Genomic DNA, 14814 nt, shown 5'->3' on the forward strand with positions numbered 1-14814 from the left:
TCCTTCGTGGTCAGGTGGGCGGGTGGGTGCTCCGCCGGGGGGGGGGTGGCGGCCCGGGGATGGCCGGGCACGGCGATACGGAAGTCTAGCCGCCCTCGTCGGCCCGCCGGGACGCGGCCGGGGTGGAAGCGCTGGTCGGGACGGGGTCGGCCCCGTCGCCGGCGGTGCCCTCGGCGGCCTCCCGGGCGGTGCCCCCGGCGGCGTCCTCGGTCCCCACGACGTCGGGCGGGGTGTCCTCCGGGGCGCTCTCGGCGGGGCTGCCCTCGGGGACGTCCGTGCGCAGCGGGATGTCCACCGGGTCGGTCGTCGAGGGCGGCACGTCGTAGTGCCGCAGGACCTGGCCCATGATCTTGCTGAAGGCCCCGGTCGTGCCGATCGTGCCCACGGCGCCCTTGGGGCGCTGCAGGGTCACGGCCACGAGGTACTGGGGGTCCTCGATGGGGGCGACCCCCACGAAGGAGGTCGTGTAGCCGTCGTAGCCGCCCTCGGGGCTGGGCGCCTCGGCGGTGCCGGTCTTGCCGCCGACGCGGTAGCCCTCGACGGCGGCCTCCTTGGCGCCGCCCTCGGTGACGGTGACCTCCATCATGTCGAGGACCTGCCGCGACGTCTCCTCCGAGACGATCCGCTCGCCGGCGGGCCGCTCCACCGGCGTGGACGTGCCGTCCGGGGCGACGACGGCCTCGACGACCCGGGGCTCCACCTGCACCCCGCCGTTGGCCACGGCCTGGAAGACCGTCGCGGTGCGCAGGGGCGTCTGGGCCACGCCCTGGCCGAACAGCACCGTGTACTGCTGGCGGGTGTCCCACTGCTCCGCGGCGGCGAGGATGCCCGGGGACTCCCCCGGCAGCTCGATGCCCGTGGCCTCCCCGACGCCGAAGCGCGCCATCCAGTCGTGGCGCTGGTCCGGGGAGAGCCGGCTGCCGACCATCACCGTGCCCGTGTTCATCGAGTCGGCGATGATCCCGGCGAACGTGCGGTCCTGCTTCCCGTGGTCGAAGGCGTCGGTGATCTTCTGGCCGTCGATCTCCAGGAAGGGGGGCACGGTGATCTCGGTCTCGGGGGTCACGAGGCCCTCCTCGACGGCGGCCGCCGCGGTGAGGATCTTCTGGGTCGAGCCGGGCTCCACGGCCTGGGTGACGGCCCGGGCCCCGAGGTCCTCGGCCTCGGCGGCGCCGGGGTCGTTGGGGTCCACGGTCGAGGAGTCGGCGAGTGCGAGCACGGCGCCGTCGGAGACGCGCATCACCACCGCGGTGCCCCACTCGGCGTCGAGCTCCTGCGCGCGCTCCGTGACCGCCTGCTGGGCGAAGAACTGGACGTCGCTGTCGATCGACAGCTGGACGGCCGAGCCGTCCTCCACGGGCGTCTCCTCCGTGGGGGCCACGGGGATGCGCACGCCGTCGGCGCTGATCTCGTAGGTGCGCTTGCCGTCGGTGCCGCTGAGCAGCTCGTCCTGGGTCTGCTCGATGCCGCCGAGCGCCTCGTCGTCGCCGCCCATGAAGCCGACCACGCTGCCGGCGACCGGGCCGTTGGGGTAGATGCGGTCGGAGGAGGGCTGCCCGTAGACGTACGGCAGGCCGAGCTCGCGCACGGTGTTCCACTGCTCGGGGGTCACCCCGCGGGCGACGTACTCGAACGGCTTGTCGCCGTCGAGCGCCTTCTTCACGTCCTCGTCCTCGAGCTCCAGGGCGTCGGCGAGCTGGTAGACCGCCTGGGTGGGGGTCACCGTCTCCGTGGTCCCGTCCGCCCTGGGCCGCTCGAACTCGCGGACCAGCTGCTGGTCGACCGTCACGTCGTAGCGCTGCAGGGTGCGGGCCAGCACCTTGCCGTCGGTGTCGCGGATCTCCCCCCGCAGGGCGGGGACCACCTCGGTGCGAGAGCGGTCCGCGGCGGCCCGCTCGGCGCGGCCGGCGACGTCGAAGCCCTGCACCCACACCAGGCGCACCCCGAGGACCAGCAGCAGCGCGAGCACGAGCGCGACGCCGACGTGGCTGCGGCCGATGACGGAGGAGCCGGAGCCGTTCCCGGTCGACGTCGAGCGTGCGCGTGCCACGTGGTTGCCTCGTTCCTGGTCGGTGCGCTGGGTGCGGGGGGATGCGCCGGGTCCGCGCGGTCCCGTGGGAGGACCGTGCTGCCGGGGCGGGTCCCGGCGCCCGGGTCAGTTGCCGGGGGCCCGCTGCTGCGGGGCCTGGAGGGAGCCGCCGTTGGACTGCGTGCCGGTGGCGGCCGCCTCGTCCTGGCGGGCCTGCTCCCGGGCCTCCTCGCGCTCCTGCTCCGCCTTCTCGCGCGCGCGGTCCTCCGCGCGCTGGGCGGCGCGGTCCGCGGCCTCGGAACCGGTCTGGTGGGCGTGGTCGACGAGGATCTCGTGGTCCTCCTGGGCCTGCGCCGGGAGGGGGTCGCCCTCGACCGTCCCGTCGGTGAGGTCCACCGTGCCGGAGCCCTGCGCGGGGACCATGCCGAGGTCCGCGCCCATCACCGCGAGGTTCTGGGGGGCGTTGTAGAACTCGAGGTCCTGGGTGAGGGCCTCGTTCTGCTGGCTCAGGGCCTGCTCCTGGGCCCGCAGCTCGACCAGGCGGTACTGGCCGTCGGAGATCTGGATGTTGAGCACGAGGATGGTGGCGAGCGCGACCACGAGGGCGATCAGGCTGACCACCACGGTGGACACGCGCCGGCGCCGGGCCCGGGCCGGGACGACGGACAGGGGCGCGCGGGTGGACCCGGTCGGGTGGACGGGGGCGGTGGAGCCGGTCGGGCGCGGCGACGGTGCCTCGAGCTGGCGGGCGGTGCTGCCCTCCGTGGGGGGCCGGTGCCCGCGGCGGGCGGCCCAGGCGCCGATCCCCGCGCGGGGGGTGGCCGAACGGGCCGGTCGTCGCTGCAGTCCGGTTCCGCTCATGCCCTGTTCCTCTGTGCCTTCTGTGGTGCGTGCTGGTGTGCGTTCTCCCGGATGCGCTCGACGGCGCGCAACCGCGCGGACGCGGCACGGGGGTTCTCCGCGATCTCCTGGGCGGTGGGGGCCTCGGCGCCCCGGGTCAGGATCCGCAGGGTGGGCTTGTGCTCCTCGAGCTCCACGGGGAAGCCCTTCGGGGCCGTGGAGGACGCCCCGTGGGCGAAGGCCTGCTTGACGATCCGGTCCTCGAGGGAGTGGTAGCTCATCACCACGACGCGCCCGCCGACGCGCACGGACTCAAGCGCGGCGGGGATCGCCCGGCGCAGCACGTCGAGCTCCTCGTTGACCTCGATGCGCAGCGCCTGGAACGTCTGCTTGGCGGGGTGGCCCTTGCGGTGCTGGGCGCCCTGCGGGACGGCGGCCCGCACGACGTCCACGAGCTCGCCGGTGGTGCGCAGCGGGGCCTGTGCCCGGCGCTCGACGATGGCCCGGGCGATGCGCACGGCGAAGCGCTCCTCGCCCCAGTCCCGGAGGATGCGGCGCAGGTCGGCCTCGCTGTAGTCGTTGACCACGTCCTGGGCGGTGACCGGGGCCGTGGCGTCCATGCGCATGTCGAGGGGCGCGTCGTAGGAGTAGGCGAAGCCGCGCTCGCGCTCGTCGAGCTGGAGGGAGGAGACGCCGAGGTCGAAGAGGACGGCGTCGGCCCGGTCGAGGCCGTGCCGGGCGAGGGCCTCCGGGATCCGGTCGTAGGTGGTGTGCACGGGGTGGAACCGGTCGCCGAAGGGGGCGAGCCGGGCCCCGGCCAGCTGGTGCGCCTGCGGGTCGCGGTCGACGGCGACGAGCTGGACGCCGGGGAACCGGCGCAGCAGGGCCTCGGAGTGGCCGCCCATGCCCATCGTGGCGTCCACCGCCACGGCGCCGTCCTCCTGGAGCGCGGGAGCCATCAGGTCCAGGCAGCGGTCGAGCAGCACGGGGACGTGCAGCTGCTCGGCTGGGCGTTGCGCCATGAACCCTCTCTTCGGCGGTCGGTCGGTCACAGTGGCCGGCGCCGTGGGGGCGACGCCGGGGTGCGGCAGCGGTTCTTCCAGGATCAGACCCCCATCCGCTGGCCGTCCCTCGAATCCGGCCTGCCTCAGGGGAAGGTGAGTCAGGACGGTGACGGCTGCGCGGCTGGAGATCTCATCCGGGAAACGGTCCGCGGGGTCCGCGGGTGCGTCTCGGTGGGCTCTTCGCTCAGAAGAGTCCGGGCACCACTTCTTCCTCGGTGTCGGAGAAGACGGCCTCCTTCTCGGTCAGGTAGTCGTTCCAGGCCTGGGCGTCCCAGATCTCCGCCCGGGTGCCCGCCCCGATGAAGGCGAGCTCCCGGTCGAGTCCCGCGTACTCCCGCAGCGGCGGGGGAATCGTGACTCGGCCCTGCTTGTCCGGGACCTCGTCCGAGGCCCCGGAGAGAAAGACACGGATGTAGTCCCGGGCCTGCTTGGACGACAGCGGGGCCGCCCGGAGCTGCTCGTGGACCCGCTCGAACTCCCGGATGCTGAAGACGTAGAGGCAGCGCTCCTGCCCGCGGGTCAGGACGAGCCCGTCGGCGAGCTCCTCGCGGAACTTCGCCGGCAGGATCACGCGGCCCTTCTCGTCGAGGCGGGGTGAGTACGTTCCGAGAAACACACCCACCGCCTCTTCAGCCCGAGAGTTCTCCCTGGCCTCTCTCTTGGCCCCACTTTACTCCACTTCACTCCCCGGTCAACGAACACGGGGCCCGCCCGGCCCCGGCGTGGCGCGGCCGCCGCGCCGTGCGGCGGACGTCGTCCCAGGTGGCAGAGGGCGGGCCGGGCGGGGTGCGGCGGGGAGGGAGGTGGGGCGGGACGCGGGGCCCCGGTCCGCCCCGGACGGAAAAAGCTCCCCGGCGGGACGCCGGGGAGCGGGTGGGGCGGTGGTTCCGCGCCCGGTGGGGCGCGGGGTGGGGGGTCGTGGAGGGGTCTAGGGCTGTCCCCCGGAGTTGCGCTGGTCCCAGCGCTCCTCGAGGTTCTGCAGGAACGGCGACGAGCGGCGGGCTGCGCTGCCCTTGCCGCCCGCGGAGCGGGGCCTGCCCGAGCGCAGGGTCGCGAAGTAGACCCCGGCGCCCATGATGACGAAGCCGAGGACCCCGACCAGGACGGACTTGAGCACGACGCCCCCGAGGAGGACCAGGAGCCCGACGACAGCGACGACGATGCCGAGGACGATGTTGCGGGTGGAGGCCCCCCGGACGGCCCGGGAGCCCATGCTCGTGGCGAAGCGCGGGTCGTCCGCGTGGAGCTGCTTCTCCAGCTGCGCCAGGAGCTGTTGCTCGTGCTCGGACAGTGGCACGGTATGCCTCCTCATCCTTCGGGTGCGGACTGCCCGGCCGTTCCGGCGCCGCGTGCTACCAGGATAGACCGTCGGGTGCGGAATTGGCACCGCGACGGCGGCTGTCAACACCCTCTGAATTCCCCCTCCGGGTCCCGCGGGGCGGGCGGCAGGAGCCGGGCGGGGCCGAGCCGGTCGGCGCCGAAGCGGGCGTGCACCCGGTCCATGGCCTGCTCCGCGGCCCCCCACTCCTCCTCGCGGCCGTCGAGGCTCAGCTGCAGGGCGTCGCCGGCCGGTTCCAGCCGCTCCGCCCGGACCCCGATGAGCCGTACCGCCTGGGGCCGCTCCCCCAGCTCCGCGAGCAGCCCCACCCCGTGCTCGAGGAGGTCGTGGGCCGAGGTGAAGGGCTGGGCCAGCGTCCGGGAGCGCGTGATGGTGGTGAAGTCGGCGTAGCGCAGCTTCAGGCCGACCCGGCGGGCCCGCAGGCCCTGGCGGCGCAGCCGGGAGGCGGTGCGGTGGCTGAGCCGCAGGAGGGTCTCGCGCAGCACCCGGGTGTCCGAGACGTCCTCGGCGAAGGTCTCCTCCGCGCCGAGGCTCTTCTCCTCCCGGACGGGGACCACCGGCCGGGGGTCGCGTCCGTTGGCGAGCTCGTGCAGGTGGTGGCCGGCGGCCGGGCCGACGACCCGCACCAGCTGCGGGACGGGAGCGGCGGCGAGCTCCCCCACGGTGCGCAGGCCGGCCCCGGCGAGGGCCTCGGCGGTGCGGTCGCCGACGCCCCACAGCGCCGAGACCGGCAGCTCGGCGAGGAAGGCGACGGTGTCCTCCGGCTGGACCAGCAGCAGCCCGTCCGGTTTGGAGCGGGTGGAGGCGATCTTCGCGACGGTCTTGGTCGCCCCGATGCCCACGGAGGCGGTGAGGCCCAGCTCGCCGTGGATCCGGGTGCGCAGCCGGCGGGCGATCTGCACGGGCGGGCCGAGCCGGCGCACGGCCCCGGAGACGTCCAGGAACGCCTCGTCCACGCTGACCTGCTCGACGCGGTCGGTGATCTCGGCGAAGATCGCCATCACGCGCCGCGAGTAGTCGTCGTACGCGCGGCGGTGGGGCTCCAGCAGGACCGCGCCGGGGCACAGGGCGCGGGCGCGGGCCAGCGGCATCCCGGAGCGCACCCCGAAGGCGCGCGCCTCGTAGGAGGCCGAGAGCACGACCGACCGGTTGCCGGAGGCCGCCACGATGACGGGGCGCCCGCGCAGCCCGGGCGCGGCCAGCAGCTCCACCCCCACGTAGAACATGTCCATGTCGACGTGCATGACGGCGCACGCCCGCCAGCGCGCCAGCTGGTCCCTCGACGTCCCGCTCACCCGTCCTCCTCCCGCACCGGCCACAGCATAGTCAGCGCCGCGGACATCGGTGCGGGGCGGGACCGGCCGGCCCGGGCGGCGGCACGGGGCTTCGGTAGGCTGGGGCGGATCCCGCGGGCGCCCGCCCGTCCGCCGCCGCACCGAGATCGAGGTCGACCGCCCATGACGCCCCCGCCGCTCCAGCCCCGTCCCGACGCCCCGCTCGACGCCCCGCTCGACGCCGTGGCGGCCTTCCGCGCCGAGGACGAGCGGTTCGTCCGCCGGCTGCACGCCGAGCTGGAGGAGTTCCTGGACCGGCAGCGTGCGGTGCTCGCCGGCATCTCGGCCGACGCGCTGCCGCTGCTGGACGCCGTCGCCGCCCTGTCCTCGGGCGGCAAGCGCCTGCGGGCGCGACTGTGCTACTGGGGCTGGCGGGCGGCGGGCGGCGACCCCGAGGACCCGGCGGTGGCCCGGGCGGGGGCCGCGCTCGAGCTGTTCCAGTCCGCCGCGCTGATCCACGACGACGTCATCGACCGCTCGGACACCCGCCGGGGCGCGCCGAGCGTGCACCGGCGGTTCGAGGGCCTGCACGCCGCCGAGTCGTGGCAGCTGGACGGGCCGGCGTTCGGGGTGGCCTCCGCGATCCTGGCCGGGGACCTGTGCCTGTCGTGGAGCGAGCAGCTGTTCGCCGCCGCCGCGGCGCAGCTGCCGGGCGCGGCCCGGGCGCGCGCCGTGTTCGACCTGATGCGCTCGGAGGTCATGGTCGGGCAGTACCTCGACGTCCAGGGCGAGGTCGCCGGCGCGGGCCAGGACCGGGCGGGCGCCGTGCAGCGGGCGCTGGACGTGATCCGCTACAAGTCCGCGAAGTACTCCGTGGAGCACCCCGTCGCCCTCGGTGCGGCCCTCGCGGGAGCGGACGAGCCCGCCCTGGCGCGGTGCTCGGCGTTCGCGCTGCCGCTCGGCGAGGCCTTCCAGCTGCGCGACGACGTGCTCGGCGTGTTCGGGGACCCGGCCACCACGGGCAAGCCCGCCGGGGACGACCTGCGCGAGGGCAAGCGCACGGTCCTGGTGGGCTTCGTCCGCCGCCGCGGCTCGGAGGAGCAGATCGCCGAGCTCGAGGCCGCCCTGGGCAGCCAGGACCTCGACGACGACGACGTCCGGCGGCTCCGGGCCCTGATCACGGCCTGCGGGGCGCTGCAGGCGACCGAGGAGCTGATCGACGCGCTCAGCGGCCAGGCGTTCGCGGCGCTCGACCGGCTGGGGGCCGGTCCGGTGCCGATGGCCGCGCTGCGGGCGCTCGCCACCGCGGCCGTGCGCCGCGCCGCCTGAGCCGCGCCCGGCCGGGCGCGGCTCAGGCGGGGGTCACCAGGCGAGGGCCTGGGCGCGGCGGCGGATCTCCGTCTTGCGGCCGTCGCGCAGGGCGTCGATGGGCCGGCCGGGCAGGGACTCGTCCTCCGTGAACAGCCAGGTGATCGCCTCGGTGTCGGTGAACCCGGCGTCCCGCAGGACCGCGACCGTGCCCCGGAGGGAGTCGAGCACGGCCCCGTCCATCAGGAAGGCGGCGGGGACGCGCCGCACGCCGTCGTGCGGGCTGCGCACCGCCAGCAGGGTCCCGTCGTCGACGAGTCCGTGGACGCGGGTCACGACGAGGCCGAGCTGCTCGGCGATGTCGGGCAGGGGCAACCACTCCTGGACGAGGGCGTCCATGCGGTCGAACTCCTCGGTGCTGATTCCGGCTGTGTTCTTCACGCCTACAGGGTGCCACGTCCGTGCCTGCCCGTGCCACGCGGGCCCGCCGCGATATGCTCGACCCGCGGAGATCGCTGAGCCATCCGCGCCTTCCCCGATCAGCGTCAGAGAGCCCCTTCATGCCGTACTCCCCCGACAGCGACACGACCGACCCGAACGACGCACAGCACGGCCCCGCGACCCCCCTCGCCGCCGAGCCCGGCCGGGACGCCGGGACGACCGGGGACCGTGCCCCCGGCTGGGCCCGCCGCGCCCGCACCGGGTCCGCCGCCGCCACCGCCGCCACCGCCGTGGCCGCGCTCGCCGCGCTGGGCGGCAGCACGGTGGCCCACGCCGCCCCCGCACCGCTGGCCCACGTCGCCGCCGCGCCCGCCCTCGTCGGGCAGAAGGGCTCCGCGGCGCCCGTGCACACCGTCTCGCCGGGCGACTCCCTGTGGGGGATCGCACAGCGCCACCGCGTCGCGGTGGGCGACCTGATGCGCTGGAACGACCTCTCCGGCGCGGCCCTGCTGCTGCCGGGCCAGAAGCTGCGGCTGGCCGGGGAGCCCGCCGCGAGCTCCCGTCCGGGGCCCGGGAGCACCGGATCCGCGGCGGCGGGGGCGGCGCCGGCGCAGAAGGACGCCCCGGGCGGCTACACCGTGCGGGCCGGGGACAGCCTGTGGGGCATCGCCCAGGCCCACGGCGTGTCGGTCCAGCAGCTGCTCGACGCCAACGACCTCACGGTCAGCTCCCTGCTGCGCCCGGGCCAGCGGCTGTCCGTGGCGGGGCCCGCTCCGGCACGGGCGGCCGCTCCGGAGCCCGCGGCGGAGTCCGCTCCGGAGCCCGCGGCGGAGCCCAAGGCGCAGCGGGCCGTCGGGGACACGTTCCTCGGGCGCACGTACGGGGACCGGGTGGTCGACTCCGCCAACCGCCACCACGCCGAGCTCGCGGCCCGTCCCGCGCCGGGCCCGGAGCAGATCCGGCGCATGGTGCACGACACCGCCGTGCGGATGGGCGTGGACCCGTCCCTCGCGCTGGCCCACGCCTACCAGGAGTCCGGGTTCAACCACCGGGTCGTGTCCCCCGCCGACGCCGTGGGCACGATGCAGGTCATCCCCGACGCCGGCGCCTGGGCATCCGGTCTCGTCGGCCGGGAGCTGGACCTGCTGGACCCGCAGGACAACGTCACCGCCGGTGTGGCGATCATCCGTCAGCTCGGCCTCAGCGCCCCGAGCACGGAGGTGGCCATCGGCGCGTACTACCAGGGTCTGCACGGCGTGAAGAAGTACGGGATGTACGACGACACGAAGCACTACGTGAAGAGCGTGAAGGCCCACCGCGCCGAGTTCCGCGGGTGAGCCGCCCCCGGCCCAGCGTTCCCCCAGCGCGGCGTCCTAGGCTGGCCCCGTGCAGCACGCCGCTCCCGACCCGTTGACCGGCACCGTCCTCGAGGGCCGCTACGAGCTGGGCCCGCGGATCGCCCGCGGCGGCACGGCCGCCGTCTACCGGGCCGTGGACACCCGGCTGGAGCGCACCGTCGCGGTGAAGCTCATGCACCCCCACCTCGCCGAGGACCCCGCCGCCGCGGACCGCTTCGTGCGCGAGGCCCGGGCCGCGGCGAAGCTGTCCCACCCGCACGTGGTCTCCGTGCTGGACCAGGGCCGAGCCCCGGACGGGCTGCCCTACCTCGTCATGGAGCTCGTCGAGGGCTCCACCCTGCGCGACCTGCTGCACGAGCGGGGCGCCCTGACCGTCCGCGAGGCGCTGGAGGTCCTGGACCCCGTCCTCGACGGTCTCGCCGCGGCCCACCGCGCCGGGCTGGTGCACCGGGACGTGAAGCCGGAGAACGTGCTGATCGGCCGCACCGGCCGGGTCACCGTCGCGGACTTCGGTCTGACCCGCGCGGTCGACCAGAACACCCCCACGGGCACCGTCCTCGGGACCGTGGGCTACGCCGCGCCGGAGCTCGTGGCCGGGCGGGCCGTGGACGCCCGTTCCGACGTCTACTCGGCCGGGATCGTCCTGTTCGAGCTGCTCGCCGGCCGCCGCCCGTTCGTGGGCGCCCCGCTGGCCGTGGCCCGGGCCCACGTCGAGGGGGCCGTTCCCGACGTGCGCTCCCTCGCCCCCGGCGTCCCGCCCGCCGTGGCGCTGCTGGTGGCCCGGGCCACCGCGCGCGAGCCGGCCCGCCGGCCCGCCGACGCCGGACGGCTGCTGGCCGAGCTGCGCACCGTCCGGGCGGGGCTGCGCCCCGGGGAGCTCGACCGCCGGCCCGGCGACCCCCCGCCCCGGCACGGGGACGGGCCGGCCGAGGTGCTCGACGGCACGACGGGACGCGGTCCCGCCCCGGGGCCCGCCACGGAGGTCCTGGGACGGGCCGACGACCGCACCCGGGTGCTGGGCGTGCCCGGCCCGGCCGCCGCGCAGGACGCCGCCGCCCTGCCCCGGGGCTCCTCGGACCCGTGGCGGCCCGCGATCGAGCTGCGCCCGGTCCGCCCCCTGCGCACGGCAGCGGCGCTCGCCCTGGTCGCCCTCGCCGTGGCCGCGGCGGCGTTCCTGGGCTGGCTCATCGGCTCCGCGGCCGGCGCCTCCGGGGACGCCCCGGACGCGCACGGCACGCTGTCCGGGCTCGCCGGGCAGCACCTCACCGGGGCGGGACCGCACGAGGCGGCCCTGCACGGGAGCGTCCGGGAGACGGCCGGGGCCGGGGCCGTCCCCACCGTCCTGTGACGGTCGGCACGGTCCCGGCCCCGGCCGGTGCCCGCGCTCAGCGGCGGGAGAGGTAGCCCGCCACGAGGAACGCGATCTCGAGCGACTGCATGTGGTTCAGGCGCGGGTCGCACAGCGACTCGTACCGGTCCTCGAAGGAGGACTCGTCCACGGGGTCGGCGCCGCCCAGGCACTCCGCGACGTCGTCGCCGGTCATCTCCACGTGGATGCCGCCGGGGAACGAGCCGATCGCCTCGTGCACCTCGAAGAAGCCGCGGACCTCGTCCACGACGTCGTCGAAGTTGCGGGTCTTGTACCCCGAGGGCAGGGACACGGTGTTGCCGTGCATGGGATCGGTCACCCACACGACCTTGGCGCCCGAGCGCTCCACGGCCTCGACGAGCGGAGGCAGCTTCTCGCGGATGTTCTTCGCGCCCATCCGGGTGATGAAGGTGAGCCGGCCGGGCTCCCGCTGCGGGTCCAGCTTGTCGATCAGGGCCAGCGCGTCGTCGCCGGTCGTCTTCGGGCCGAGCTTCACGCCGATGGGGTTGCGCAGGCGGGAGAGCAGGTCCACGTGGGCACCGTCGAGCTCGCGGGTGCGCTCCCCGATCCACAGGAAGTGCCCCGACGTGCCGTAGGGCAGGTGCGTGCGGGAGTCGATGCGGGTCAGCGCCCGCTCGTAGTCGAGCAGCAGGGCCTCGTGCCCGGCGTAGAACTCGGTGGTGCGCAGGGCGTCGAAGTCCGCGCCGCAGGCGTCCATGAACTTCACCGCGCGGTCGATCTCGCGGGCGAGGGACTCGTAGCGGGCGTGGGCCGGGTTCGTGGTGAAGCCCATGTTCCACGCGTGCACGAGCCGCAGGTCGGCGAAGCCGCCCGTGGTGAACGCCCGGATGAGGTTCAGCGTGGACGCGGAGGTGTGGTACCCGCGGACCATGCGCCGGGGGTCGTGGACCCGGGACTCCGGGGTGAAGTCGAAGCCGTTGACCATCTCGCCGCGGAAGGACGGCAGAGTCGTGCCGTCCCGCACCTCGTCGTTGGACGAGCGCGGCTTGGAGAACTGCCCGGCCATGCGCCCCATCTTCACGACCGGCATGGACGCGCCGTAGGTGAGGACGACGGCCATCTGCAGCAGCGTCTTGACGCGGGCGCTGATCCGGGCGGCGGTCGCCCCCTCGAAGGTCTCGGCGCAGTCGCCGCCCTGCAGGAAGAAGGCCCGGCCGTTGGCGACCTCCGCGAGGCGGGAGCGCAGCTGATCCACCTCGCCGGCGAACACCAGCGGCGGGACCGCGCTGAGCTCGGCGATCGAGGAGGCGAAGTCGGGGTGGTCGTGCCACGTGGGCTGCTGGTCGGCGACGAGCTCCCGCCAGTCGTCCAGCCCGGGGTAGTCGGCCGCGGAGGGCACGGGGGCGGCCAGGTGTCGGAGGCTGTCGGGAACGGTGAAGTCGAGCATCATGTCTTCCTATGTCTCGTCCGGGGCGGCCCGGTCGGGGATCAGGGTTCGGTGGTCGGCACCGCGTCGTCGGCCCGGGCGGAGTCCTGGTCCTGGGGGCGGTCGCGGTGGGTGAGGTTGTCGGCGGCGTGCTTGGCGGACTGGGCGGCGGTGTGGGCCGCGGAGCGGGCCTTGTCCTTGGCGCTGCCCACGAGCTCGACGGCGGCCTGCTTGGTCTCGTGGCGCTTCTGCTCGGCCAGGCGCCGCTTCTGGTCGGCGGCGTAGACGTCCACGTACACCTGGCCCGAGAGGGCCTGGATGGCGTGCATGATCTCGTCCGTCACCTCGCGCAGCAGGGCGTGCTCGCCCTGCCGGCCCTGGTAGCGCGAGAAGTCCAGGGGCTCGCCGAAGACGGTGGCGACGCGTGCCTTGCGGCGGGGCAGCGGCATCCGTGCGCCGATCGGCTGGACCTTGTCGGTGCCGACCATCGCGATGGGCACGACCGGGGCTCCGCTCTCGAGGGCGAGCCGCGCCACGCCGATCTTGCCCTTGTACAGGCGCCCGTCGGGCGAGCGGGTGCCCTCGGGGTAGATGCCCAGCAGCTGCCCCTCCTGGAGCTTGCGCCCACCGGCGCTCAGCGACCGGGCGCTGGCCCGGCCCCCGGAGCGGTCCATCGGGATCTGGTTGATGGCCCGGAAGAACGCCGACGTGACCCGGCCCTTGAGCCCCGGGCCGTTGAAGTAGTCAGCCTTCGCCAGGAAGAACACCTGGCGGGGCACGGCCACGGGCATGAACACCGAGTCGGAGACCGACAGGTGGTTGCTCGCGAGGATGGCCGGTCCCTCGGCGGGCACGTGGTGCAGGCCGCGGACCTCGGGCCGGAAGGCGACGTTGACCAGGGGTCCGACGACGTAGCGCTTGAGGAACATGTAGACCATGTGGGAGAGGACTCCTTCGTGCTGATCGGGTGGACGCGGAGGTCCCCGCCGCGAGGACCGGATCCGGCCTCCGGTATTCTCTCACGTCCGCGTGGCGGCCGGAGCCAGCTCCCCGCACCGCGGCCTGCCATCATGGAGCCATGACGCATCCGGTCGAGCACCCACGTCCGGCCCTCGCCGCCGGGGAGCACCCCGCCGCCCCGTTCCGCCTTCCCGCGGACGGCCCCGCCGGCGTGCTCGTGCTGCACGGGTTCACCGGCGTCCCGTTCAGCGTCCGCCCGTGGGGCGCGGCCCTGCACGGGGCCGGCGCCGAGGTCGTCGGCCCCCTCCTGCCCGGGCACGGCACCCGCTGGGAGGACCTCGCCGCCACCCCGTGGCAGCGGTGGCGCGACCACGCGGCCGAGCACGTCCGGCAGCTGCGCGCCCGGCACGACGTCGTGGTGGTGTGCGGGCTGTCGATGGGCGGGACCCTGGCCCTGCACCTGGCCGCCCTGCTGCCCGTGGACGGGGTCGTCGTCCTGAACCCGGCGCTGTCCCTCGTCAGCCGCACGGCGCGCTTCGCGGCGGCGCTGCACCGGGCCGTGCCCTCCGTGCCGGGCGTCGGCGACGACATCAGCCTGCCGGGGGTCACCGAGCACGCCTATCCGCGCACCCCCGTGGCCGGGGTCGCCGAGCTCGGCCGGTTCATGACCCGGACCCGGAGGATGCTGCCCGCCGTGACCGCCCCCGTGCTGGTGCTGCGCTCGCAGCACGACCACGTGGTCTCCGAGCTGTCCCACCGGCACGTGCTGCGCCACGCCGGCGGGGACGTGGCCGTCGTGCGCCTCGCCGAGAGCTACCACGTGGCCACCCTGGACCGTGAGGCGGACGTGGTGAACGCACGCTCAGCGCGCTTCGTGCGGGACCTCGTGGAGGGGCGCAACCCCGTGACCGCGCTGCCCCTCGACCGCTCCCGCCCGCGGGGCGCCCGGTGAGCCCCGGGCCCGCGGGCGGGGCGGTGCCGGGCCCCGACGAGGAGTGGGCGCGGATCGTGGCGGAGCTCGAGGACGTGCGCCGGGCCGGGGACCGGCACCTCGCCGCCCCCGGCGAGCGGCCCCCCGAGGCCGGCGGTCCCCGCGGGACCGGGGATCCCGGGGAGACCCGGACCGCGGGGCCGCCGGAGGACCGCCGGGCCGCGGAGGCCGAGGCCCCCGCCGAGGAGGACCGGGCCCCCGCCGAGGAGGACGACGCCACCTACTCCCCCGACCCGGGCCCCGTCACCCAGGGGCTCAGCCCGGGGGCGCTGCTGGCGTGGACGGTGCTGGTCGGGGCGCCGGTGCTGCTCGTGGTCCTGGCCCTGCTCCCCGGCTCGATGCCGTGGTGGGCGACCGTGACCGGGCTCGCCGCCGTGGTCGCGGCGATCGGCCACCTGCTGCACTCCCTACCCGAGGAGCGGGACGACTTCGACGACGGCGCCCGCGTCTGACG

General features: G+C 75.5%; 14 protein-coding genes. 5 read left to right on the top strand and 9 right to left on the bottom strand.

Annotated elements, in window-relative coordinates:
* Window positions 1–85: 85 nt before the first annotated feature.
* The 6 genes from M3185_RS10200 to dinB form a co-directional block, all read right to left on the bottom strand.
* Window positions 86–2050, bottom strand: a complete 1965-nt coding sequence (locus M3185_RS10200) for a peptidoglycan D,D-transpeptidase FtsI family protein (RefSeq protein ID WP_251333569.1) — start codon at window positions 2048–2050, stop codon at window positions 86–88.
* 105 nt (window positions 2051–2155) lie between these two features.
* Complete coding sequence (locus M3185_RS10205) at window positions 2156–2890, bottom strand: hypothetical protein (RefSeq protein WP_251333570.1); 735 nt, start codon at window positions 2888–2890, stop codon at window positions 2156–2158.
* A complete protein-coding gene (rsmH, locus tag M3185_RS10210; protein WP_251333571.1) occupies window positions 2887–3891 on the bottom strand; it encodes a 16S rRNA (cytosine(1402)-N(4))-methyltransferase RsmH in 1005 nt (334 codons plus the stop codon). The genes M3185_RS10205 and rsmH overlap by 4 nt, the downstream gene beginning before the upstream one ends.
* 226 nt (window positions 3892–4117) lie before the next feature.
* Window positions 4118–4549, bottom strand: a complete 432-nt coding sequence (gene mraZ, locus M3185_RS10215) for a division/cell wall cluster transcriptional repressor MraZ (RefSeq protein WP_251333572.1) — start codon at window positions 4547–4549, stop codon at window positions 4118–4120.
* Between the two features lie 312 nt (window positions 4550–4861).
* A complete protein-coding gene (locus M3185_RS10220; RefSeq protein WP_251333573.1) occupies window positions 4862–5230 on the bottom strand; it encodes a DUF3040 domain-containing protein in 369 nt (122 codons plus the stop codon).
* Window positions 5231–5334: 104 nt separating this feature from the next.
* The gene (gene dinB / locus M3185_RS10225) at window positions 5335–6567 is read right to left on the bottom strand and encodes a DNA polymerase IV (RefSeq protein WP_308222191.1); all 1233 of its coding nucleotides are present in this window, start codon (window positions 6565–6567) and stop codon (window positions 5335–5337) included.
* A 162-nt stretch (window positions 6568–6729) separates the two neighbouring features.
* On the opposite strand from dinB, the gene M3185_RS10230 reads away from it, so the two are divergent.
* Window positions 6730–7875 carry a polyprenyl synthetase family protein gene (locus tag M3185_RS10230; RefSeq protein ID WP_251333574.1) on the top strand — a complete coding sequence of 382 codons (1146 nt, stop codon included), beginning with the start codon at window positions 6730–6732 and terminating at the stop codon, window positions 7873–7875.
* Window positions 7876–7908: 33 nt separating this feature from the next.
* Here the strand turns inward: M3185_RS10230 and M3185_RS10235 are convergent, their stop codons facing one another.
* Window positions 7909–8253 (bottom strand): Rv2175c family DNA-binding protein, encoded by a 345-nt coding sequence (locus tag M3185_RS10235; RefSeq protein ID WP_251333637.1) that lies wholly within the window; start codon window positions 8251–8253, stop codon window positions 7909–7911.
* A 161-nt stretch (window positions 8254–8414) separates the two neighbouring features.
* Between M3185_RS10235 and M3185_RS10240 the strand changes: the two genes are divergently transcribed.
* Complete coding sequence (locus M3185_RS10240) at window positions 8415–9632, top strand: LysM peptidoglycan-binding domain-containing protein (protein WP_251333575.1); 1218 nt, start codon at window positions 8415–8417, stop codon at window positions 9630–9632.
* Between the two features lie 49 nt (window positions 9633–9681).
* Window positions 9682–11001: a protein kinase domain-containing protein gene (locus M3185_RS17150; RefSeq protein WP_308222192.1), complete on the top strand. Its 1320-nt coding sequence runs from the start codon at window positions 9682–9684 to the stop codon at window positions 10999–11001.
* Window positions 11002–11038: 37 nt separating this feature from the next.
* Here M3185_RS17150 and M3185_RS10250 read toward each other — a convergent pair whose 3' ends face one another.
* Both M3185_RS10250 and M3185_RS10255 read right to left on the bottom strand, forming a co-directional pair.
* Window positions 11039–12433, bottom strand: coding sequence for a class II 3-deoxy-7-phosphoheptulonate synthase (locus M3185_RS10250; protein ID WP_374238494.1), 1395 nt, complete (start codon window positions 12431–12433; stop codon window positions 11039–11041).
* 38 nt (window positions 12434–12471) lie between these two features.
* Window positions 12472–13347, bottom strand: a complete 876-nt coding sequence (locus M3185_RS10255; RefSeq protein WP_251333576.1) for a lysophospholipid acyltransferase family protein — start codon at window positions 13345–13347, stop codon at window positions 12472–12474.
* Window positions 13348–13487: 140 nt separating this feature from the next.
* Between M3185_RS10255 and M3185_RS10260 the strand changes: the two genes are divergently transcribed.
* Entirely contained in the window at window positions 13488–14321 is an 834-nt protein-coding gene (locus M3185_RS10260; protein ID WP_251333577.1) for an alpha/beta hydrolase, read from the top strand.
* Window positions 14318–14812: a hypothetical protein gene (locus M3185_RS10265; RefSeq protein ID WP_251333578.1), complete on the top strand. Its 495-nt coding sequence runs from the start codon at window positions 14318–14320 to the stop codon at window positions 14810–14812. Before M3185_RS10260 ends, M3185_RS10265 begins: the two co-directional genes overlap by 4 nt.
* The last annotated feature ends 2 nt before the right edge of the window (window positions 14813–14814 follow it).

It is taken from the genome of Kocuria rosea (genome assembly GCF_023715525.1).
Taxonomy (GTDB): Bacteria; Actinomycetota; Actinomycetes; order Actinomycetales; family Micrococcaceae; genus Kocuria; species Kocuria rosea_A.